Below are 22,949 nucleotides of genomic sequence, written 5' to 3'. Positions count from 1 at the left end.
GTGAAACAGGGCTAGTTTTAATACTTAGTAATGTGTACTGCTAAGCCGTAATCGATTAGAAACAGCTGTAGGGTGAAGCTCACAAAGAAAATTTGTACTTTTTGCATCTAATTACAGGTGGTAAACGTTTAATAACATGTAAACACAAATAATCGATCGAAAAAATTCTTGTGTCTATACCCTGATCAGAGTTCCGATGCTTAAGGCCATTTAATTTCTAAATGCCATGTATGGCTCGGTAAAGAAGGATACTTTATGGAACATGAAACCTTGTTTCCCCTACTGTGTGAAACAGCGAATGGCAATAAAGCCGCTTTTGCTGAGCTATACAAATTAACCAGCCCTCAGCTATATGCTGTGGTGTTAAAGCTTTTAAAGCGGCCGGAACTAGCCGATGAAGCCACCCAAGATGCGTTTATAAAAATATGGCATAACGCAGGCAGTTACCAACGAGGTAAAGGTACGGTATTGACTTGGATGGTAAGCATTGCGCGCTACCGCGCATTAGATTTAATGCGCTATCACAATGTGCGAAACGAAGTTGAATTGGATAACGAAGCGCCTCAATTAGATGAGTCTTCTAACAACGTTCGGATGAATACCGAGCAAGATAAATTAGCCGAATGCTTGGATGAATTGGACCACTCCCAACGCCAAGCCATACAACTAGCTTATGTAAACGGACTTTCCCATCAAGAAGTTGTGAACCATTTGTCGTCGCCTCTGGGCACTATTAAAAGCTGGATCCGACGTGGCCTTCAAAGCTTACAAAGGTGTTTGTCATTATGAATTATTTAAAAGAAGAACGGTTAAACGCACTTGCGGCCGAATATGTGGTGGGCACCTTACGGGGCAAAGCGCGTTTACGCTATCAAAAGTTATTGATGCAGTACCAAATCGTAGGTGAAACCACAGCGAAGTGGGAAGAATACTTAGCGGGCTTTTCAGACGGCATTACTCCCGTAGAACCTCCTCATGCGGTGTGGGAACAAATTCAGCGCCGTCTTGATCACGGCAATTCAACAAAACCAGCATCTAACGTGCTTGAATTTGAACAAGCAAAGCAGGCTAGGTGGCGCTATTTCTCTTTTCTATCTACCGCGGCTGCAATGATATTTGCAGTACTTCTTGTCGTAATGATGCCGGTAGCTGATGAAGAAATTTCACATGTTGCCGTTGTTAATAATGCAGACAACGCACCTTTGTGGGTAATAGAAGTATCTGAGTCTACTATGGATGTAAAAGTAACCAGCGCATTTGCTGCGATTACCGACAAAGACTATGAGTTATGGATGGTTCCCGAAAATGGCGAAGCCCCTATTTCGTTAGGCTTGTTGCCTGAATCTGGCTTTGAGCATTTTGCGACGAATGCCATATTACTTGATGGCAGCATTGCAGCGCTTGCGGTAAGTTTGGAAGCTCCAGGCGGCTCCAAAACTGGTGCACCTACTGAAGTGCTATATATAGCCCCACTGGTTTCCGTTTAATAGCGAAGAAGTTTTAATAAACACTGACAAAAGCCGGCATTCAAGTCGGCTTTTTTATGTTTGATAAAAAGGTTTTAAATAAAAGTAAATTATTTTGCATCCAACTTCCCATCCGAATCGTTTGGCTTTATGAACTCACTCACTAAGAGACATAATATGATTTCGATTAAACGTTCAGTAGTTGCTGTATCTTGCGCACTTATTGCCGCAGGCGCAGTGGCTTCAAGTCACCGAGAAGCACCTAATATTACACGTCACCCTGCTTTAGACAGTACCGACTTTTACGCATTTAATAGCTATGAAGAAGGACGTGAGGGCTACGTGACTTTCATCGCAAATTACATTCCACTGCAAGATGCCTACGGCGGTCCTAATTATTTTGCCATGGATCCTAACGCGCAATACACCATTCATATCGACAGCGATGGCGATGCAGTAGAAGACATTAGTTTTGTTTTTGAGTTTCAGTCTATGCTGGCAGCCGAAAACGAAGGCATTGCATTGCCTATTGGCGCAGCTGGCGAAGAAAAAATGGTCAAAGTGCCATTAAAGAACATTGGCCCTGTTAGCGCAGACGATCAAGGCGCCGCTAATTTTTCAGAAATGTATAGCTTAACTATGGTGTCGGGCGACATGCAAAGCGGTGAGCGAACTACGCTAACGCCAAGTGCTGGTGATATGTTTACCAAACCGCTCGATTACATCGGTAATAAAACCTTCACCAGCGAAGCAGAATACGCTCGTTATGCCGAAAGCTTTATTTATTCATTCTCGATACCGGGCTGTGATGACATGGCGAAAGTATTTGTAGGTCAGCGCAAAGATGCCTTTGTGGTAAACCTAGGTAAAACTTTCGACTTGGTGAATTATGTGCCCGTTGAAGGCGACAGTTCACCTGGCGCTGGTGATGGAGGCGGTTTCCCCGGCGGTATCACCCAAAGTAATGACAACGATGATTTGGCCGATAAAAATGTGACGTCGATATCTGTAGAGGTGCCTTCTACCTGTGTGACTGGTGATGGAAACGGCGTAGTAGGAAGCTGGACAACAGCAAGTCTTCCTCAAGCCCGTATTTTAAATCCTGATGCTACCTTTGCATCGCCAGAAGTTAATGGCGGCGCTATGACCCAAGTATCTCGCTTAGGCAGCCCATTAGTTAACGAACTGGTTATCGGTATTGGCGATAAAGATACCTTCTCTAGTGCCCACCCAAGTGATGACGGCCAGTTCGCTGATTATGTTACTCACCCTGCACTACCAGAATTACTAAATATCTTGTTTAAAGATGCAGTAAACACAACGTTAGGAACATCAATTGAAACCCTAGCACCTACTAATTTCCCTAGAAACGATTTAGTTGCTGCGTTCTTAACGGGTTTCCCTGGCGTTAACCAACAGGCCACGGTAACGGCGTCTGAAATGCTTCGTTTAAATACAGGCATTCCAGCAACACCTGCAGCCGATCAATCTGCATTCGGTGTAGCAGGCGACGACTTAGCTGGTTTCCCGAACGGAAGAAGACCTGGCGATGATGTGGTAGATATTGCCCTTCGCGTTGTGATGGGTCGTTTGTGTTATCCCATTCCAGTGAATGGTGAAGAAACCAATCTTGGCTTGTGCGCAGAAGAAGATGCGAGCGTAGGTAATGTGCCATTCACTGATGGTGCGCCAGTTGATGCCAGTATGACTGATGCGTCATTCCCTTACCTTAAAACACCTATTGCGGGTTCTGAATAAGGAGTGATGATTATGAACAACACTCTTTTAAGAGGCTTAGTGTTAGTGGGCGCAGTAAGCGCGCTCACTGGATGCTTTGATAATGACGATGATAAGCCAGAAGTAAACATAGCACCGGTAGCTGAAGATGCCATGTTCACTACCCAAGCAGATATTGCGTTCACCGACATGCTAAGTGCAAGTGATGCTAATGGCGATGCTTTAACTTATACGCTAACCACAGACAGCGAAAACGGAACCACAACGGTAACAGCAGACGGTGATTTTACTTATACACCGAATGCGCAGTTTACCGGTACTGACTCTTTTGTTTTCAGTGTATCTGACGGCGTAGCCGATGCTGACACAGGTGAAGTCACTATTACTATCGATGCGCAACAAGTCTCGTTTTCTAGCTATACACGAGATGCATTTAATCAAGAGGCTACTGATGAGCCCCTTCCGGTTAACGGAAGAGAATTCACTCAGGATGCCGAAGAAAGTAGTTTTGATGATTTACTACCTCAACAGTAAATAGCAGTAGCGCCATGGATGGCGCTCTTTTTTTAAAGTTGCTTACCTTATGCTTATCAAACCTAGGAGATTAGGCAATGAGATTATTGACTCGGCTTGTCGCGTTTAGTGCTTTATGCACCTTGTGTTTATCGGCCTATGCGTTTGACGATGAGACTTCACCTAAAGACACACCTAGCAATATGCCAAGCGATATGGTTATTGCAACATGGCATGCGCAACCTCAAGCAAAAATGACCGTAGCACTGGCGCAAACCATACTCAATAAAAGCCGTTACCCCGATGCTACCGGCAATGAAAGGCAGCAGGTAATGCGCTTCATCCATTATCAAAAACAGCAAAAAAATTCGCTTTCAGCCAGCACGCAAACTCAGCTGAAGGTGTTAGAAGCTAAGGTGTTGCAAGGCACCCACCAATTTAGCGAAGCTGAAGCTATTTTAAACGAAATCAAATCGCCTCTTTATGCTCCAGCTTTATTGCTACTAGCAGACATCAACATACAACAAGGCGCCCCCGCAGCGGCCAAAAACTTATGCCAACAACTAATTGGTAAAACCAGTTATTTGTTAGCTTTCACGTGTATTTTAAATGCCGAGTTCACACTAAATACCAATACTGCTAGCTACGAGAAATTACTAAATCTTGAGGCATTTGCCGAGAAATCTCGTGTAGAAAAGCCCTCAATAGAAAAAACTCGTTTAGAAGACCCTAATACTAATAACACTGCGCAAGCGGCTGCGAGCGAACGTTTGTGGTATTACGAAACCTTGGCAGCAATGGCCTATACCCTGGATAAACTCGAGGCAACACTTTCACACCTGAAAAAAGTAGACGCACAAAAACTGCCCGTAAGCGCATTGCTGCTATGGGCTGATGCAAAGCTCAAACTTTCAAAACCCCAAGATGTCATTCAAAGGTTTACCGCAATTCAGGCTGCTTCGAATCGCACATCCTACAGCACAGACAAGAACATAGACGATGGTTTATTGCTTCGCTGGGCAAAAGCAGAAAGACAATTAAGTCTTCATGATACTGAAATTCAAAAGCAATTAGCTGATAGAATGGCCTTACGTACTTGGCGAGAAGATGTGTCTCATGCAGCGCAAGTGGCTAGTTACTTTTTAGATATTGACTATCAACCAGCCATAGCCCTGAAGTTCGCTAGGCTAAACTGGCAAGCGGCTCAAACACGAAGTGACGCAAGGTTACTTGCGCGAGCTGAAAGCGCCGTGGCCACATCATCTACATTGAATTAAAGAACATATATGAAAGCATTTGTAGTTACTCTTTTATTGTCATTTATTGTTATGAACGCAAGCGTTGTAAACGCCCACGAACTTAGTAGCGGGTATTTAACGCTAAACGCAGGCGAAGAAAACACTTACAGCGGCGAGCTTTTGTTAAAGCCAGATGATATTGGGCAAGTAGCAGGGCTAGATACTAACGGCAATGGCGCACTAACGTGGGGTGAAATTCACCAAAACCAGTCTTTATTAGAGAACTATATAGCAAATGTACTAAGCATTCGAGTAGATGACTCACCCTGTAAAATTAGCCTTAGTATGCCAAATATCAGAAGTGTTTCCGGTGACTCTTACTTGGTTTCACCTATTAAAGTCATGTGTAAATCATCTGGCACACTCGGTATTCGCTATGACGGTATTTTTGAACATAGCCCTACTCACAAGCTTCTAGTGAACGTAAATCTTGCGGGTCAGTCAGGAAGCCGAACACAAAACAGCTCGCAAAGCAGCACAGAGAACACATCAGTTACCAGCGTACTTGATATTGATAACCGCAGCGTGACCTATGATGCTGTCACTACGTCGTTAACCGCACTGTTCATTTCGCTAGTGTACGAAGGGGTACGGCATATATTTATTGGCATCGATCATATCTTATTTCTCGTGGCCACCTTGCTTACGGTTAACCTAGTAAGAGAACAAAAACGCTGGCAAAAAGAACCTTCAGCTTCTCGAGTATTAAAGCATACGGTAATTTTAGTCAGCGCATTTACGCTTGCACACTCTATTACCTTAACCGCTACCGCACTTGATTTTATTGCGCTGGATAGCCGTTTAGTGGAGCTTGGTATTGCTATTTCAGTACTGCTAACGGCCCTTAACAATATTTACCCACTGATTGTGCGATTAGGTATTATCACCTTTGCTTTTGGTTTATTACACGGAATGGGGTTTGCCAGCGTATTTGCCGATTTAAATGCCCAGTCAAATAACCTTGTGCTTAGTGTGGCTGCTTTTAACATTGGTGTGGAAGTGGGTCAGTTAGCTATTGTGGCAGTATTATTGCCTTTGCTATTGTGGCTGCGACATTTCGCGTTTTACGCCAAAACCTTGATGCCACTGCTCTCTTTAGTTATTGCTATTATTGCCACTAATTGGACGATTCAGCGCTGGTAAAGGTTATTAATACTACGCTTTCCCTACTGGCCGCTTTCTAAAAGTATTAAGCGGCTTTTTTGGATGCCATATCAAACGCACATCAAATGTCACAAATGTAACCTTAATTGCACCTAACGCTTCTCGCGCATAACCTTTGCCTCTTCGCGCTGGCCACCGATGAGGTTTCCAGCACAGGCTTAAATATTTACAAATGAGCAAGCAATGAGTAGTCGCGAGCAAAACCGGGTTCTGGCAGGCCCCACTATTCCCACGTTTTTCTATTACGTTATTCCATCCATGATAGGTTTGCTATCACTCACCACAGCTAGCCTTGTAGATGGTATTTTTGTAGGAAACATCGTTGGTTCAGATGCCCTCGCGGCAGTGAGTTTACTACTGCCTTATTTAACCTTTCTTATCGCTATATCACTCATGCTCGCTATTGGCGGCGCCGTCACTGCTGGCAAGTATTTAGGAGAAGGTAACACTGCCGCCGCCTCTGGCATCATGAGTAAAACACTGATAACCGCCGTATCGGTTAACCTTTTTTTCGCACTGCTTAGCTTTGCTCTAGAGCCTACGCTCTATGTCATTTTAAACGTACCTGAGCCTATCCAACCGCTGGTGACAGAGTATTTTGCCATTATTCGCTGGGTGTTTATTTTGCAACTTAGCACCATGGTGCTTTATTACTTTGTGCGCACCGATGGTCATCCTGTGCTAGGAACAAAAGCCTTAGTCATAGGGGCGCTTACTAATGTTGCCCTTGATTGGATATTCATACTGCACCTTGATATGGGAATAGCGGGCGCCGCCTATGCTACTGCCATCGCGCAACTTATACAGTGCATGGTGCTAACAACCTATTTTTTCAGTCCCAAACGTACCTTACGCTTTTCTTTTAAACAGCGAAATTGGCGCGCTATCGTGTCCACTGCCTATAACGGCGTTTCAGAATTCGTAAATGAAGTATCAGTTGGTGCGCTATTCTTACTACTAAATTGGCTACTGATTGCGCAGTTAGGTACAAATGGTGTTGCTGCGTTTAGCGTGGTGAATTATTTTATTTTTCTTAGCGTGATGGTGTCTTATGGGGTAGCCGATGCTCTTCATTTACTGGTTAGCCAGAATTACGGCGCCAAGAACACTCCTCGAGTTTACGCATTTTTAAAGATTTCACTTTCAAGTGTATTACTAACCGGCTTGCTGTTGGCGGGGGCGCTGATTTTTGCACAAACATCTCTCACAACCTTATTTTTAAATGAACGGGACAGCGAGGTAACTGAACTTGTTGGTGACGTTATTGGCCTAATGTGGCCGGTATTTATTGTAAATGGTATTAATATTCTTTTAGGGTGCTACCTAACGGCCATTCATAAACCCGCGCCATCCGCACTGTTGGCGCTATGCCGTAGTATTATATTTCCCGCAGCATTGCTGGTGTTCTTCTACATTGTTTTTTATCACAACACACTATTGCCGCTGTCACCTTCCCCGCTATTATTTCTGATCGCACTGCCTATTGCCGAATGGCTTACCTTTGGCTTTGCACTCATATATAGCTTTCGATTTCGCCCCTCTACGCTTTTGGAATAAGTAACAAATGTAAACCAACTTGAGTATGATAATCATTCTCATTACGATGGCGGGGAATTTTAATGTCTGAGTAATGGGAGAAAAGCATGGCCACAACCGCCAAGCAAATCGCAGATAATGCATCCTACCAAGCTTTTGTTAACGGCTATTTAAAAGAAATAGATGAAGGAGTTTGGCACTCGATAGCACAATGGAAAACCGCGAGTGGTTTCGACACAGAAAATCACGACAAATTCATGCTGGAATTACAACTTCAGCACAGTGAAATAAAGCTAGTATTCGGTGTGGCGTATCGGTCAATCGTAGGAAGGCACAAACTCACTGGCATATACCATCAACGTCCTAACAGCATGGAATGGCACACGATAGACTCAGTGTCAGCCATCATGCTTTTGATTAAAGAAATTTACGCTCGGTCAAACAACACTTATGTTTGTGACCAGGAATTAGAGCTAACATCTCGCACTATTGAAAGCCATCAGGTCATGGCTGATTATATTCAAGAAAGAATAGATGATCCCGCACTACAAAGCCCTCGCTTTATTGACTCTGAACAATCGGTATTGTTTGGTCATTGGCTGCACCCAACGCCCAAATCGCGTCAAGGTATGCACCGATGGCAACACACCCATTATGCCCCTGAACTTAAAGGTAGCTTCAAGCTCCATTTTTTTGCCGTAAAACGCAAATGGTTAAATCAAAGTTCGGCAATTTCACTGTCTGGCGAACAGATTGTGCTTCGTATTGCTGAGCAAGAAACTTGTGATGCACAACTCGCCGTGGTTAAACAGTTCAGTGAATCTGACAAGGCGTTAGTGGCAGTGCACCCACTTCAAGCAGAGTGGTTATTGAAACAAGATTACATTCAACAATTAGTTTCCACACAGCAACTACAGCCCTTAGGACCGCTGGGCGCAACGTTCACACCAACGTCGTCGGTACGAACCCTTTATTGTGAACAGCTTAACTTCATGGTGAAAGTTTCCATTCCGGTTAAAATTACTAATTCCATGCGTATTAATATGGGTCATGAGCTTGATGCTGGCGTGACGTTAGCGAAGCTACTTAACACAACACGCTTTTCTTCTCTTCATCCTCAGTTTCAAGTGATAGGCGACCCCGCTTACCTCTCACTTTCTTTACCTAACAGGGATGAAAGTGGCTTTGAAATGATCTTGCGGGACAACCCGTTTACGCAAACCCAGCATGAATTAGGCATTGGAGGAATACAGTCGATAGCAGCACTGGTACAGGACGCTATTGTTCCTAATGACCGTTCAAAGCTTGCCACCATTATTCACACCCTTTCGGATAAGCAGGGCAGCTCATTGCATCAGACAAGCATTGCATGGTTCAACCGTTACTGGCAATGCGCAATAGAGCCCGCCATACGATTATTCGATGAATTTGGTATTGCATTAGAAGCCCACCAACAAAACTCTTTGTTAGACCTTACAGAGGGCTACCCAAAAACGTATTTTTATCGCGATAACCAAGGGTTTTATCTTTCTAGTTTGGTTAAAAGCAGGCTAATGCAGCTAGAGCCCGATCTCATTAAATGTCCTGAGTTATTTTATGATAACGATATGATTTTTGACCGATTCGGCTATTACTTAGTTATTAACCAACTTTTCTCTGTCATTAATCGCTTTGGCATAGATGCGCTAGTTGGTGAAGAAACCCTGTTAAACCTAGCTCGCACCAAGTTAGATAAACTATTCACCCAGCTCTCGCCCCTTGGGCAACATTTAATACAATCCATTACAGAGCGTAAATCTATACCGTGCAAAGGAAATTTACTGACTCGTGTAGATGACGTTGATGAATTACAGGCTGAGATGGAGCAAGCTGTTTATACCCAGATTAAAAACCCTTTCTATCGCAAAGCCCCCTCTATCTCTGTAACCGTAAACGTAACAACCACGCGCGAGGCCTGCCTTGAATCAGCCTAATATAGAAAGAAAAACCCAATTAGCGCATTGGTTGGTTGGGCAAAATACAGCGTCAAAAGCACGCATGATCAAGCAGCTTGTTGAAGCCTTGCTCTTTGAACAGATTGTTCCTTACCACTACACCAATGGCAATTTTTGGTTTGCCGTTGGTGACACCCGGTATATTGCCCGCGGCCAGATATCAAGCTTTGGCCGCATTCGATTAGATGCTACTTATATAAAACAAATTGCCCCCTTTAAAACAGCTACTATTGATTTGCCTACGTTGGTAAATGCCTTGCCCGCAAGCGCTGCCACTAAAGGCCAATTACTGAACGAGTTATCTCAGACCATTGGGTTCTGTGAATGGAACGCTGCTCATTTAACCCGGCCTGAAAGCCGGCGCTCGTTTGATTACCCGGCATTAGAGTCAGCTATTTTAGAAGGGCACCCTTATCACCCTTGTTTTAAAGCGCGCACCGGTTTCAGCCTTGCCGATCATGCTAACTATAGCCCCGAAGCAAGTCGTTATTTCAAACTTCATTGGTTAGCTATCAAACGCACTTTTTTAGCATCAAATCTACCTACTGAGGAAGATTGTTTTTGGCAGCAAGAACTTGGCGATAAGACCCTACATGTACTTCAGCAACGTCTAAAGGCGTTAAGCCCACATAGTCAAGAGTATGGATTGCTGCCAATACACCCGTGGCAACGCAACGCCCTCGGCGCAGCACTCTTACATCCTATTAATACCAAAGATATTATCGACTTGGGTGAATGTGGTGATAGCTATCAAGCCACCATTTCAGTAAGGACTTTACTGAATATCACTTCCCCCCAAAAAGCACATGTAAAATTACCGATGAACATGGTAAATACATCATCTTTACGTACCATTGAACCTCATTCGGTCACAACATCGCCGGCAATTTCAAACTGGTTAGATACGCTTATCAAGCAAGATAGCTGGTATCAAGAAAAGCAACATCTTGCCATCCAACATGAATATGCTGGCATTGTGGTTCGCCCCCCTAGTACCGACGCGAGTAGCGAACATTGGGCAAGCCAATTAGCCCCAAGTCTGAGTGTGATATTTCGTAATAGCCAACCTCTACAGGAGACACATTCACACGCCCTCCCCTTTGCTGCACTGTCACTTATTGAGCAAGACGGGTTACCTTTCATCGACCCATGGATAAATAAATACGGCTGCGAAACTTGGCTAAATCAACTCATTGAAGTTACCGTCATTCCAGTTTGGCATCTGTTAGTCAAGCATGGCATCGCTGTGGAAGCACACGCCCAAAATATGATTTTACGGCATCAAAAAGGATGGCCAACATCGGTCGTGCTTCGAGATTTTCACGAAAGTGTTGAGTATGTAGAAGACTACCTAGCACAACCTGAGCTAAAACCTGATTTCTGTGAATTACACCCCGACTATGTTGATGCACCCGATAATCAGTATTACTGGATGTCTGAAGTTGATGCCCTCCGGGAGTTATTGGTCGATACCTTGTTTGTATACAACCTTACCGATGTGGCCACACTAATGCAGCGCTTCTACCACTATGAAGAAGCCCAGTTTTGGCAACAGGTTACTCGTGCATTATCTGATTATGAGAAAACCGCACAATCGTGGCGTAGCCGTATACAAAAAATCGATTTGCTTGCACCCAAGGTTCAAACAGAGTCTCTGCTCGCTAAAAAGCTCAGCGGACAAGGTACACAAGAATTCCATCACACTATTCCTAACCCTTTACATCCTCTTTAATGTGCAGGAGATTTTCATGTTAAGTGTCGATTCCACTTTCTATTCCACCCACGATTTTGAACGTTTCTACCAGCAGTTCTCGAGCATTACCGCATTGCATGTTAAGCACGTCAACATAGCAGTCTGTCTTTATGACACTGCGACTTGGTTAGCGTTATGCCTTTATGCTAAAAACCATGAAATTTCTGTACTGCCAATACACCCAGACACACCACTAGAACTTGCTAAACGAACGGCAAGCCGGGCAAAGTGTACAGCGTTGTTTTACGGCGACATGCACAATCAAGTAACTGTTGAGTATAGTGGCGAGAACGACAAGGTAGCAGGGCTTATTCAGATGAGTTCAGGCACCACAGGTGAACCCAAATGCATAAAACGAAGCTGGGTGGCCATTGATATAGAAATTGCCAGTTACATTTCTCATTTTCAAGACGCGGATGACATGACCCCATTCGTAGCATGCCCCGTTACCCACTCCTACGGCCTCATTTGCGGCGTTCTGGTAGCCTTAGGCCGAGGCAAAAGCCCAACCGTTATTACCAATATTAATCCTAAATTCATTATAAAGAATGTAATGGCAGCTAAGAAGCCATTGCTATATTCCTCGCCCGCGATGCTAAGCATGATTAGCTTGCTTTGGCCTAAAAACAGCTCGCTTTATGCTGCAATGACCTCCGGTACTTTGATGTCAAAACCAGCACTTGAAAAAGTGAGAGGGCGGATAACACATCTATACCAACAATATGGGTGTTCTGAGTCTGGATGTGTAAGCTTAAGCCGTATCGAATCGTCCAATACCAGCATTGGTAAAGTTCTCCCTCATGTTCAAATATCGAGTGGGCTAGATGCCAGCCATCCAAAAGAGATTGTTATAACCATACCTGCAATTAATGCGAGCCATCAGCCACAGGTTATCCATACCAACGACTTGGGCTATTTTGAACAGGAAGAAAATGGGTCGCCTACTCTGCATTTCGTTGCCCGCCAAGATGACACCATTATTGTGTCGGGTTTAAATGTATATCCGCAAGAAATTGAAGATATTGTTCTGGAGCACCCAAGCGTATTAGATGCCGTACTATTTAAAGTGAACGATTCCGCAGCGGGCCAGCGTGCCTGTTTATATTTCACCACTGACACACTCGATGCTGATGCGCTGCGCACATGGTGCAGCGGCAAACTTGCCAAATACCAAATTCCACAATTTTTGCACGCCGTAGCACATATAGAGCGCTTGCCGAATGGCAAAGTAAATCGGAAAAAACTGGCAGAAAATTACGCACATCAAAAACAACAAAATGCGCTTGAGCAGGTAACAGGTTAGCCATGAATAAAAACACCATTATTGATGCCATCAAATTGGTACTTGAACAAGAGCTTAATAATCAGAAGCTAGACCATTTCACTTCGTCGGCGCGGCTAAATGAAGATTTGTATTTAGACTCAGTACAAATTATGCAGCTGCTCGTGCATATTGAATTAACCCTTGGCATCGATATACCTGACGCGTCGTTAAGCAATGACGACGTTGCTACCGTGTCTTCGTTAGCGGACTTCCTATTAACGCAATCTACTAGCGATAACGGTAACAGCAGCCATGCTCCTAATGACATAGCGCAAGCTCAGGAAGAATTTGAAGATATTAAGGTGCACTGCTTCGTGAGTTGCTTATGTGAAAGCATTAAAGCTAATGAACAAGTTGATCACAGGCCTTTTTACTTTGGAGTATGGGACGCTGAAGTGCTCGTCAACCAAGATCACCATTTAGCCTATCACTCAGATGATATCAACCACGATGTCTTTAGGGAATGGTATAAAAAACTTTATGGTGTCTCGGTTACCTCGTGGTACTGCGAGACCCTCAGTAAACAAGAGAACCTTCATACCTTACAAACGTTATTGGCACAAAAATCTAAAAGCGAACATATCATGGTTATGCTTGATATGTATTTACTGCCAGAGCGGGAGAACAAATTTAATCAAAACCCCTTCCCCCACTATGTGATGTTGGAAGAAACAAACGACCCAGCTACATGGTTCATGTACGACCCTGACTTTCGTTGGGAAGGGACCCAAAACAAAAACCAAGTCATCGCAGCTATTGAATCGGAAGCTGTGGCGGGCGGCTATATTTTTGATAGCAGAGACATAACGCCTACAAATAACACCGTTGTCGGTGAGTACTTTCTTGCCAGCTTCAATGCAAAAAACAACCCCATGACCGATAAAGTGCGCGAAGTTGTTCATGCTCACATTGATAATGACAATAACGACACTGATGCCACCCAGCTAGGTGAAGCCCTTAAGCAACTTCCTGTATTAGCCATTCGAAAGTATGCCTATGAACATGGCTTCGCATTTTTCTGGCGTGACATTGGCTTTCCTGAAGCTGAATTTGAACACTGGTGTGATGTGATTGAAGCACTGGTTAGCAATTATAAAAACATTCAATTTCGCGCAATGAAATTAGCGACAGAGCAGCTTAGCTTAACGAATAAGAACGCATTAATCGCTGAAATATTCATGTTGTTAGATCAGCAAGATGAACGAGAATTCAGGATTAAGCAGCATTTATTCGACGTATTTTCACAGTGGTCTGCTTTACACAACCTACACCTTAATAACTCGCAGATCGTCGCAGAGGACGCTACAGCATGAACCTTTCAATTTGTACCATCTCTTTTCGACACCAATTGATATCGATAGAAGAAATAGCGCAGTGGGCACAGGCCAACCATTTTCAGGGCATTGAGCTTTGGGGCGCACATGCAAATAACCTTACTGACCAACCGCATTATGATAGACATTGGCTAGCATCATATGGTCTAAAGGCCACTATGCTTAGTGATTATCTTCCGCTGCTGGTTTCTGAAAACGTGCTTTACCACAAAGTACAACACCTCTGCAGACTAGCCAAACACTGGGGTGCAAGCAAAATTCGCACTTTCGCTGGGGGAAAAGGCAGCCATGATTACACAGAAACTCAAAAAGCAGAGTTGTTCAATCGTCTACAAAAAATATGCGACTGGCTAGCTCCCCATGACTTAAATTTGGTGATAGAAACCCATCCCAAAACCTATGCCGATTCAGTAACATCAACCCAAGAAATGTTTGCTCATGTGGATAGGGCTAACCTTCAGCTTAATTTCGACGTACTCCACGTGTGGGAATCAGGCGCAGATATAACCCGCGCGCTTGATGAACTACTGCCTCATATTAATCATTTCCATTTTAAGAATATTAGCAGTGAAAGCCACCTTTCTGTCTTCGCGCCTGAAAACGTTTATGCCGCTGCAGGAACGCGAGAAGGCATGGTACCTATATTTGAAGGGGCCGTAGATTATGAACATTTTATTGAGTATTTACACCTACACCATGGTGCAGGTATAGCCAATGCAGATACCTCATTGGAGTGGTTCGGAAACCATTGCAAACAAGTGCTCAGTCGCGATAGATATTTAATTCAGCAATTACAACAAACATGTTTAAGCGCATAGACGGCCACTTGTATAGTAAGTAAGGAAGTAAAAATGACCATTTCGGCCACAACGCCAATACGGGCTTCTCAGCCTGCTAATGAACGCCTTCTCACGTTCGATTTTGCCAGAGGAATACTTATTATCTTAATGGTACTGGTCCACGTCCTAGACTTCTATGGCGATACAAGTACGCGTGAAAGTTTAGTGGGCTCTACTATTAGGCTTCTTGCCAACTGGCAAGTGGCCGCGTGGTTTGTATTTATTATGGGAATGTTTATTACCTACAGCGGCCAACAATCGTTATCAACGGGTTTAAAACGCGCGTTAGGGTTATTCGCACTGGGCTATGCGCTAAATATTGCCAGAGGCTCCATTCCAATGTGGCTTTCGCTACAATTCGGGCTAGTAACACAGGAGCAATTGGGAAGCTATACGCCTACTACTGAATTTTTTATTGTGGATATTTTACAATTTGCTGGCTTAGCGTTAGCGTGCTGTTTACTTGTAAAGCATCTTTTGCCAGAGCCCAAGCATTGGCTAATAAGTGCTCTTTTAGTAACTTTCGCTTCACCCTCTATATGGGATACATCTACAGGCTGGATATATATTGATAGCGTATTGAAACTACTATTTGGAAACGTAAATCAAGGCGCAATGTTTCCACTTTTTCCTTGGTTAGCATACCCACTAGTGGGCATGGCATTTGGCCATTGGTTAAGAAAGTCGTGCAACATTCGTGAGTTCTTTCAAAAGTCATTGTGGGTAGGCACCGCCATAATCGCGGTGGGTTTACCAATAACCATCACCGACACGGCGTATCATATGGCAAGTAACATGCGGCCAGGCCCTGGTATGGTTATTAGCTTAACAGGTGGTGCGCTAGTTTTTTTATGGCTCTGCCAACGTTTAACAGAAAATCAGAGTGCTAATCGTTTTGTTTCACTTTTGTGCTTTTGGGGGAGAAACGTTACGACCTATTACGTTATTCAATGGCTGTTGATTGGCTGGGGGTTAATGCTAGTAGGCTCTCAACAATTGCCGCAGATAGCGGCGATTTCGGCAATGTTAGTGGTAATGGCACTGTCTCACTTTGGCGTATTGTTGTGGTTAAAGATACATAATGTTCGTTCAATGAAAATAGCGTAGCCAGCATTAACATTCTTGCTAATACGACAACTTAACGTCTAGAGTGTTTATCTTTTATTCAGTCAGACACATAACGGTAATAAAACCCTAAAAAAAACTTGTACACCTGAGCTACATCGCTATAATGCAGCCTCATTGATAGCAAGCCTATCTAAGCCAGTGTGATGGAATTGGTAGACATGACGGATTCAAAATCCGTTGCCAGCAATGGCGTGGCGGTTCAAGTCCGCCCACTGGTACCAAACATTTAAGCCAACTTTTTAGTTGGTTTTTTTGTGCCTGAAATTCATGAAATCGCCACGCAAGCGTGTCGGCCGAGTGTCGGCCCCTCGCGTGGCGACCAACCTAAAGTCCGCCCACTGGTACCATCTCTTTTCTTACCAATGAAAGAGATAAACAATAAACCGACTTAATGTCGGTTTTTTTGTGTCTTAAATATATGAAGTCGCCACTCAGGCGTAGTGGGCGCTCGACTTTTTTAATACTCCGATGATCTGAGAATTTGAATCGCGTGATGTTCCTTAGTCGTTTCCTGCATCAATTATTGTAGAAAACTTTAATTAGTCTGTCTCAGTTTAGGGGTAGTAGAGACAGGCTTTAAAACGCACTCCAATACTGTTCCGCGTAGCTTCATTGAAAGCATCTCTCCCCTCTCGTAACAGGGTAACCCTCCCCTTAAAGGGCCATACCTATTTCCATAAGAGTGCTCTAACATTCAATTAACTTAATGAACGATATGCCAATTTTGAAGGGAGTACTGCGGGGCGGCAAATTTATATGTGAAAGCGATTGTATTTTATAGCTTTTCTTAGATTCAGCGGATTATTTTGCAGGAACCTTTTCATTAATCAAAAGTATAAATTTAGTTGAAAAGGCTAAAAACCTTCATTTTGTTGTTGCAAGTGAGTAAAATATTTGTAAAATGTCCAACGTTGGTCATAAACACACACATTATTACGCTACACAATTTTCGGTGTAAAAAGCACACTAAAAATTATTAGGTCTGTCAGGAGGCTTCATGAGTCATCGTCAAATAAGTCAACACAATACAAAGCATTTCCAGAAAAAGCGCTTGTCTGTTTTAGTATCCTCACTTTTCGCATGCACTGGTGTAAGCATGCTAGCAATGAGCAATCTTGCTTATGCTCAAGAAGAAGTGCCGGAAAAAGAAATAGAACGAATCTTTGTTACTGCAGTGCCAGGTGGAAGTGCAGATCCACTGGAGTCTTCAGTATCGATTTCTAGCATAGACGCAGACAGCCCCGTTTTTGAAGTATCTCGTACAACAGCCGAGATACTTAGACAAATTCCAGGCGTTCGTTCAGAAGCATCTGGTGGTGACGGTAATGCGAACATTGCTATTCGTGGCTTACCGATAGCATCTGGCGGTGCGAAATTCTTGCAGCTTTGGGAAGACGGCCTTCCAGTATTAGAGTTTGGCGATATTTCTTTTGCTAACGCAGATATCTTTTTACGCGCAGACGCAAACGTCGCACGTGTTGAAGCTATTCGAGGTGGTTCAGCATCTATACTGGCGAGTAACTCACCGGGTGGTGTTATCAACTTTATTAGCAAAACGGGCGAGCAAGGCGGCGGCTCAGCAAGACTTACTAAAGGATTAACTTACGATACTACTCGATTAGATTTTGAGGCCGGTCATAATTGGGAAAATGGTTGGTACGGACACATCGGCGGCTTTTATAGAGTAGGTGAAGGCCCTCGTGAAGCTGGATATGATGTTAACAAAGGCGGCCAGATAAAAGCTAACCTAACGAAAGAATTTGATGGCGGTTATATCCGCGGTAATGTGAAAATTCTTAACGATCGTGCAGTAGGTTATATGCCAACACCTATGTTCGTAAGTGGTACAAATGCGAACCCAACATATAGCTCTATTCCTGGCTACTCAGCCAATGGCGACACCCTGCAAAGTGTGCATACAGATACTATTCAAGTACTGGATGAACAAAATAATGTTGTGCAAAAGCGACTTTCAGATGGCATGCAGTCTGACGTTAAGCAATTTGGTTTTGAAGCCAGCTTGGATGACATTGGCGGCGGCTGGTCATTATTAAACCGCTTTAAAATGGCTGATATAAGTGGTGAATTTGTCGTTCCCTTCCCCGCGTCGGTAGGCACGCAGGACAATCGTGGTGCGTTCGTTGGAAATTATCTTGCAGGCTCTGAAGGGCGAACAGACTTCAGCTATATCTATGCAACGGGTCCCAATACAGGTCAAGCACTTGCGCCGGATACCTCTGTTGCCGTGATTCACACGTTTAATACAGAGATGCAAGATTTAAGCAACCTGATGAATAACTTAGATTTAAGCAAGGTGTTCACGTTATCTGATGATTCAGAGTTAGAAGTTCATACGGGTTGGTACCACTCAGAGCAAGCAATAGAAAACTTTCAAAGTTGGCCTTCTTATCTAACATCAGTTGAAGGCGGTGGTGACACTGCGTATGTCGATGTTGTAGATGACGTGAGTGGAGAAACTCTGACTAGTGGCGGATTAATTTCATACGGTCCAGCTGAGTGGGGAAATTGTTGTAATGGTGGTTTCGACTTAAACACTAAGATTGATGCACTTTATGTAAATACGACTTATTACAGTGGAGACTTAACGTTAGATGCAGGTATCCGTTACGACTCAGGACGTACTACCGGCTCTCGTTCACTTGATGCTAATTCAATTCGAGTTACAGACTTCGACGTGAATAACAACGGTACGATAGAGGGCGTAGAAGGTCAGGTGTCTTTGCATAACCCAGAGCCTGAATTCGCTGTCGACTTTGACTATGACTATTTTTCATATTCACTTGGTGCAAATTACCTAATAGACACTGGTTTAAGTGTATTTGGACGCTACTCCGTAGGCTATCGCGCTAATTCAGAACGTCTTATTGGCTTGGTCTATTCACCTGCGAATGTTGCAGATCCAGATAGCTCGGCCTTTGGCAAAAAAGTAGGTGATATTGATGATGAGCGTATTGAAGATCAAGTAAAAATGTTAGAAGTCGGTGTTAAGTATCGTTTCGATAGTTTAGATATCAACGCCGTTTATTTCTCAGCAGAAACCCAAGAAGTCGTTGGCGAAAGCCGTGTTACCGGCGGTCCATTATCGTTACGTGATTATGAGTCTTCAGGTATCGAAGTAGAAGCCTTCTACTCTATCAACAACTTTAACTTCTCTGGTAATGTAACCTGGACAGATGCTGAAATTGCAGCAGACGATTTATTCCCTGACTTTGTTGGAAACGTACCACAACGCCAAGCGGATTGGGTATATTCTGCAATCGCATCTTATGACACAGATTCATACACAGTAGGGCTAAACATAGTTGGTACAACTGACTCATATGTACGAAATGAAAATGTATTGGTCATGCCCGGTTACCTAACAACAAATGTGTTTGCAACTTATCGTTTCAATGATGACCTTTCAGTATCGCTGAACGTTAATAATATAACAGATGAAATTGGTTTAACTGAAGGTGAGAATGCTGCTGTAGGTGCATCAGAGCCATTTACTAATGAATACGTAAGAATGCGTTCAATTAGTGGCCGAAGTGCAGTTGCAAGCATCAACTATACTTTCTAAGTGAGTTTACTTGCCAAAGTGTAAGTATGCCTCTCCATTATGGGTCAGTGTGCAGCCCAATATGTGAGAGTGTTGTGTGGCTCTTGTTATAAGAGCATGGAAGAGGGCCTTTGGCCCTCTTTTTTTCGTTATGCACGTTTTACGACATTTATAAGTACACTGAATATTTTATGTTGGTATTGAGAGTTTAAATATGCGCAAACCTGATAATGCGATAAAGAAAGTCATCATAGTTGGTGGCGGTACTGCTGGATGGATGAGTGCTTCTGCTTTAGCAAGCTCCTTTAAAAACAACAGCGTAGATATCACCTTGGTGGAATCTGACCAAATTGGCACCATTGGTGTTGGCGAAGCAAGTATTCCGCATATAAAAACATTTAACCGTCACGTTGGTATTACTGAAAAAGACTTTATGAGACGAACTCAAGCCACTTTTAAACTAGGCATTGAGTTTGTTGATTGGAAGCAAAAAGGCCATCAATACTTTCACCCTTTCGGGCCATATGGCGTAGATATGGATGGCGTGAGTTTCCACGCGTTTTGGCAGCGATTGCAGGCCTGTGGCCATAAAGACACCTTAGATCAGTACAACATAATGGCGATGGCTGCTAAACAACATCGCTTTAGGCACCCCGTTCAGCAGAAGAATACGCCGCTATCTGAAATTGGCTATGCGTATCACTTTGATAGCACTCTATACGCGTCTTATTTGCGTGATATCGCAGAGAGTAAGGGCGTCAAGCGCATAGAAGGCAAAGTCGTTGATACGACATTGCGAAATGACAATGGCTTTTTGAAAAGCATTACAATGGAAAATGGACAAACCTTAGAAGCCGACTTATTTATCGACTGTTCTGGGTTTTACGGTTTACTTATAGACAAAGTGTTTAAGGTCCCCTTCGTCGATTGGAGCCACTATTTACCAAATAATAGCGCTTGGGCCGTGGGTAGTGAAAAGCTAAACTCTCAACCCCCTTTTACCCGCTCTACCGCTGTAGAAGCCGGGTGGCAATGGCGAATACCACTACAATCACGTACAGGCAATGGCATTGTATATTCTAGTGCGCACACCGATGATCAAAGTGCACAAGATACACTGCTGCGAAATATAGAAGGGAAATTAGTAGGTGAACCACGAAAAATAAGCTTCAAAACAGGTCATCGTGCACAGTTTTGGGTGAAAAACTGTGTTGCAATCGGACTGTCATCTGGTTTCTTAGAGCCTTTGGAATCGACATCCATTCACTTGATTCAGTCTGGTATCTCTAGGCTCATCAAACTCTTTCCAGATTTAGACTTTGAACAAATCGATATCGACCACTTTAATGAACAATCAACCACCGAGTTCCAACAGATTCGTGACTTTTTAATTTGTCACTACAAAGTGACAGAGCGCACTGATTCAAGCTATTGGCAGTTCTGCAAAAACATGGAAGTACCAGATAGCTTATCCCGCAAGCTTTCTCTGTTTGAAAGCAGAGGGCGGATCTTCAGAGAAAACGAGGAGCTATTTAATCGTTATTCTTGGCTTGCTGTCATGGTTGGGCAAGGTCTTACTTCTCGCGGATATGATGCAAATGCAGACATTTACTCTGAGCAAGAACTGAAGAAGAGAATGGCTGATATAAAACACATAATTGATGTAAACGCGAAGTCGATTCCGGAACACGGCGCCTACGTAGAGAATTACTGTAAAACCTAGTTTGCATAAGCGCTGAAACGCAATATCTTGTATGGCTAACTCACTAGATATTGCATTACAGCGCTTAAGTTTTTAAGTTAAGTCTTTTAAAGCAATGTTGGTAACATGTTCGGAAATATTCACGTTATTCAGGGAGGATGAAGGGAATACTAACGAGGTGATGCATTGCTCACCGTCGTTAAAAAAGCATTCGAATGAACACACATCAACATAAACCGCTAAACAAATAGTATCATTCACATCGAACACGATGGGTATGGTCGACGTTGAGTCAAATCCTTTGTCAGAAAAGCCCGTTTGACTTCGGTCTACTATTATTTCAGAGCGTTTTAGGTCAATAGAAATAGAAAAGACTTCACCTTCCTCATTAGTCCATACGATATCGGTTTGCGTTTCGCGTGGAGATATATTTAATGAGAGCTTGTAGGCTTGGGGTAGAGCCTGATTACACGCAAATTCGGCTTCTTGCGTTCCATATGAACTAAAATCTGGAAAGACTGGCGTCAACAGCCGATATGAATGATTACTTTTACCTAACTTAATGCTTCTAGGTAGCGTCATCGCACCACGCCACGTATCATCAGGGGTATTATTTGCGTAGTCCCAATTGCTCATCCACGCTGTGTACACTCTTTCTTCCAGTATATTTGGTGTGTTATCCCAAGTAATACCCGCATAGCAATCTGTACCATGGTCTAACCAACGAATTTCACCATCTTGCGGTACGAATTCGATACCGTCGAAGCTACCTATGAAATATTGAGTTGCCGAGCCACCATTAGGCCCACCAGGGTTGATGCTGATTAATAGCACCCAAAGTTGCTGCCCAGTTTCTTCACACCGTAAAGGAAACAAATCAGGGCATTCCCACACACCGCCATGAGCGCCAACGCCCTCACCAAACTCTGACAGTTTTGTCCATGTTTTAAGATTATTAGACTTGTAGAAATGTACGCAGTGCCCGGCGACTACAGCTTTAACCCAATATTGTTCGTCTTGTCCATCAAACCAAACCACCTTTGGATCTCTAAAGTCTTTAATACCAGGGTTAGCAATTACAGGGTTTTCATTAAACATGCTAAACGTATTACCACCATCAACAGAATAGGCGATACTTTGTACCTGTTCCTCTTCTATAGACTGTTGCGTGAAAGTAGCAATTATTGGAGGGACATTATCTATACCAAAGCCTGAAGTGTTTTTTCCATCGACTATTGCCCCGCCCGAGAAAATGTATCCCAACCCTTCTGGCTCAGCATACAACGCAATTGGTTTGTGCTCCCAATTGATCAAATCAGTCGACTCTGCTGCTCCCCAGTGCATATTGCCCCACACAGTCGCATCAGGGTTTAACTGAAAGAAAAGATGATACTTTCCATCTAAATAAAACAGCCCGTTAGGGTCATTTATCCAATGACCAAACTTGTAAAAATGAAAGTGTGGCTCCCATTTGCCATTTTGCGATGGGGATGTCTCGCGAAGGGTACTATGCATAACTTACTCATCAATACGAATGTGGGAAAAAAGACTTGATTAAATGTCTATCGTTGGTCATTATGATGACTGATTTTAACAGTT

The 22,949-nt window shown here is 43.4% G+C and carries 16 protein-coding genes and 1 tRNA gene; 16 read left to right on the top strand and 1 reads right to left on the bottom strand.

Going from position 1 to position 22,949, the window contains the following annotated elements; all coding sequences use genetic code 11:
• Positions 1-255 precede the first annotated feature (255 nt).
• The 16 genes from R1T43_RS04655 (at position 256) to R1T43_RS04580 (ending at position 21,371) form a co-directional block, all read left to right on the top strand.
• Complete coding sequence (locus R1T43_RS04655) at positions 256-789, top strand: sigma-70 family RNA polymerase sigma factor (RefSeq protein ID WP_211071509.1); 534 nt, start codon at positions 256-258, stop codon at positions 787-789.
• A complete protein-coding gene (locus R1T43_RS04650) occupies positions 786-1,487 on the top strand; it encodes an anti-sigma factor domain-containing protein (protein WP_317353374.1) in 702 nt (233 codons plus the stop codon). Before R1T43_RS04655 ends, R1T43_RS04650 begins: the two co-directional genes overlap by 4 nt.
• A 156-nt stretch (positions 1,488-1,643) precedes the next feature.
• Entirely contained in the window at positions 1,644-3,224 is a 1,581-nt protein-coding gene (locus R1T43_RS04645; protein ID WP_317353372.1) for a DUF4331 domain-containing protein, read from the top strand.
• A gap of 12 nt (positions 3,225-3,236) precedes the next feature.
• Positions 3,237-3,737, top strand: coding sequence for an Ig-like domain-containing protein (locus tag R1T43_RS04640; protein ID WP_317353369.1), 501 nt, complete (start codon positions 3,237-3,239; stop codon positions 3,735-3,737).
• A 77-nt stretch (positions 3,738-3,814) separates the two neighbouring features.
• The gene (locus R1T43_RS04635) at positions 3,815-4,993 is read left to right on the top strand and encodes a hypothetical protein (protein ID WP_317353366.1); all 1,179 of its coding nucleotides are present in this window, start codon (positions 3,815-3,817) and stop codon (positions 4,991-4,993) included.
• 9 nt (positions 4,994-5,002) lie between these two features.
• The gene (locus R1T43_RS04630) at positions 5,003-6,157 is read left to right on the top strand and encodes a HupE/UreJ family protein (protein WP_317353363.1); all 1,155 of its coding nucleotides are present in this window, start codon (positions 5,003-5,005) and stop codon (positions 6,155-6,157) included.
• 204 nt (positions 6,158-6,361) lie between these two features.
• Positions 6,362-7,735, top strand: coding sequence for an MATE family efflux transporter (locus R1T43_RS04625; RefSeq protein ID WP_317353360.1), 1,374 nt, complete (start codon positions 6,362-6,364; stop codon positions 7,733-7,735).
• A gap of 86 nt (positions 7,736-7,821) precedes the next feature.
• Complete coding sequence (locus tag R1T43_RS04620; RefSeq protein ID WP_317353358.1) at positions 7,822-9,687, top strand: IucA/IucC family protein; 1,866 nt, start codon at positions 7,822-7,824, stop codon at positions 9,685-9,687.
• The gene (locus R1T43_RS04615) at positions 9,674-11,440 is read left to right on the top strand and encodes an IucA/IucC family protein (protein WP_317353355.1); all 1,767 of its coding nucleotides are present in this window, start codon (positions 9,674-9,676) and stop codon (positions 11,438-11,440) included. Before R1T43_RS04620 ends, R1T43_RS04615 begins: the two co-directional genes overlap by 14 nt.
• A gap of 16 nt (positions 11,441-11,456) precedes the next feature.
• Positions 11,457-12,764, top strand: coding sequence for an AMP-binding protein (locus tag R1T43_RS04610; RefSeq protein WP_317353352.1), 1,308 nt, complete (start codon positions 11,457-11,459; stop codon positions 12,762-12,764).
• A gap of 2 nt (positions 12,765-12,766) precedes the next feature.
• On the top strand, positions 12,767-14,098 hold the full coding sequence (locus R1T43_RS04605; RefSeq protein WP_317353349.1) for a DUF6005 family protein: 1,332 nt from the start codon (positions 12,767-12,769) through the stop codon (positions 14,096-14,098).
• Positions 14,095-14,937 (top strand): sugar phosphate isomerase/epimerase, encoded by an 843-nt coding sequence (locus tag R1T43_RS04600; protein ID WP_317353346.1) that lies wholly within the window; start codon positions 14,095-14,097, stop codon positions 14,935-14,937. Before R1T43_RS04605 ends, R1T43_RS04600 begins: the two co-directional genes overlap by 4 nt.
• Positions 14,938-14,970: 33 nt before the next feature.
• The gene (locus R1T43_RS04595; protein ID WP_317353343.1) at positions 14,971-16,065 is read left to right on the top strand and encodes a heparan-alpha-glucosaminide N-acetyltransferase domain-containing protein; all 1,095 of its coding nucleotides are present in this window, start codon (positions 14,971-14,973) and stop codon (positions 16,063-16,065) included.
• A 155-nt stretch (positions 16,066-16,220) separates the two neighbouring features.
• A tRNA-Leu gene (locus R1T43_RS04590) sits at positions 16,221-16,307 on the top strand.
• A gap of 776 nt (positions 16,308-17,083) precedes the next feature.
• Positions 17,084-19,669, top strand: a complete 2,586-nt coding sequence (locus R1T43_RS04585; protein ID WP_317353340.1) for a TonB-dependent receptor — start codon at positions 17,084-17,086, stop codon at positions 19,667-19,669.
• Positions 19,670-19,862: 193 nt separating this feature from the next.
• A complete protein-coding gene (locus R1T43_RS04580) occupies positions 19,863-21,371 on the top strand; it encodes a tryptophan halogenase family protein (protein WP_211071523.1) in 1,509 nt (502 codons plus the stop codon).
• A gap of 72 nt (positions 21,372-21,443) precedes the next feature.
• On the opposite strand, the gene R1T43_RS04575 is transcribed toward R1T43_RS04580, so the two are convergent.
• Positions 21,444-22,865 (bottom strand): glycoside hydrolase family 32 protein, encoded by a 1,422-nt coding sequence (locus tag R1T43_RS04575; protein ID WP_317353338.1) that lies wholly within the window; start codon positions 22,863-22,865, stop codon positions 21,444-21,446.
• Between the last annotated feature and the right edge of the window lie 84 nt (positions 22,866-22,949).

Origin of the sequence: Alteromonas sp. CI.11.F.A3, assembly GCF_032925565.1 — a bacterium.
In the GTDB taxonomy this organism is placed as follows: Bacteria; Pseudomonadota; Gammaproteobacteria; order Enterobacterales; family Alteromonadaceae; genus Alteromonas.
The sequence above is the reverse complement of the archived record's forward strand: the minus strand, read 5'-3'. Positions and strand labels throughout refer to the sequence as shown.

Coding starts and splice junctions, on each gene's coding strand:
- R1T43_RS04655 (WP_211071509.1), top strand. CDS start 256: ATGGAACATGAAACCTTGTTTCCCCTACTGTGTGAAACAGCGAATGGC.
- R1T43_RS04650 (WP_317353374.1), top strand. CDS start 786: ATGAATTATTTAAAAGAAGAACGGTTAAACGCACTTGCGGCCGAATAT.
- R1T43_RS04645 (WP_317353372.1), top strand. CDS start 1,644: ATGATTTCGATTAAACGTTCAGTAGTTGCTGTATCTTGCGCACTTATT.
- R1T43_RS04640 (WP_317353369.1), top strand. CDS start 3,237: ATGAACAACACTCTTTTAAGAGGCTTAGTGTTAGTGGGCGCAGTAAGC.
- R1T43_RS04635 (WP_317353366.1), top strand. CDS start 3,815: ATGAGATTATTGACTCGGCTTGTCGCGTTTAGTGCTTTATGCACCTTG.
- R1T43_RS04630 (WP_317353363.1), top strand. CDS start 5,003: ATGAAAGCATTTGTAGTTACTCTTTTATTGTCATTTATTGTTATGAAC.
- R1T43_RS04625 (WP_317353360.1), top strand. CDS start 6,362: ATGAGTAGTCGCGAGCAAAACCGGGTTCTGGCAGGCCCCACTATTCCC.
- R1T43_RS04620 (WP_317353358.1), top strand. CDS start 7,822: ATGGCCACAACCGCCAAGCAAATCGCAGATAATGCATCCTACCAAGCT.
- R1T43_RS04610 (WP_317353352.1), top strand. CDS start 11,457: ATGTTAAGTGTCGATTCCACTTTCTATTCCACCCACGATTTTGAACGT.
- R1T43_RS04605 (WP_317353349.1), top strand. CDS start 12,767: ATGAATAAAAACACCATTATTGATGCCATCAAATTGGTACTTGAACAA.
- R1T43_RS04600 (WP_317353346.1), top strand. CDS start 14,095: ATGAACCTTTCAATTTGTACCATCTCTTTTCGACACCAATTGATATCG.
- R1T43_RS04595 (WP_317353343.1), top strand. CDS start 14,971: ATGACCATTTCGGCCACAACGCCAATACGGGCTTCTCAGCCTGCTAAT.
- R1T43_RS04585 (WP_317353340.1), top strand. CDS start 17,084: ATGAGTCATCGTCAAATAAGTCAACACAATACAAAGCATTTCCAGAAA.
- R1T43_RS04580 (WP_211071523.1), top strand. CDS start 19,863: ATGCGCAAACCTGATAATGCGATAAAGAAAGTCATCATAGTTGGTGGC.
- R1T43_RS04575 (WP_317353338.1), bottom strand. CDS start 22,865: ATGCATAGTACCCTTCGCGAGACATCCCCATCGCAAAATGGCAAATGG.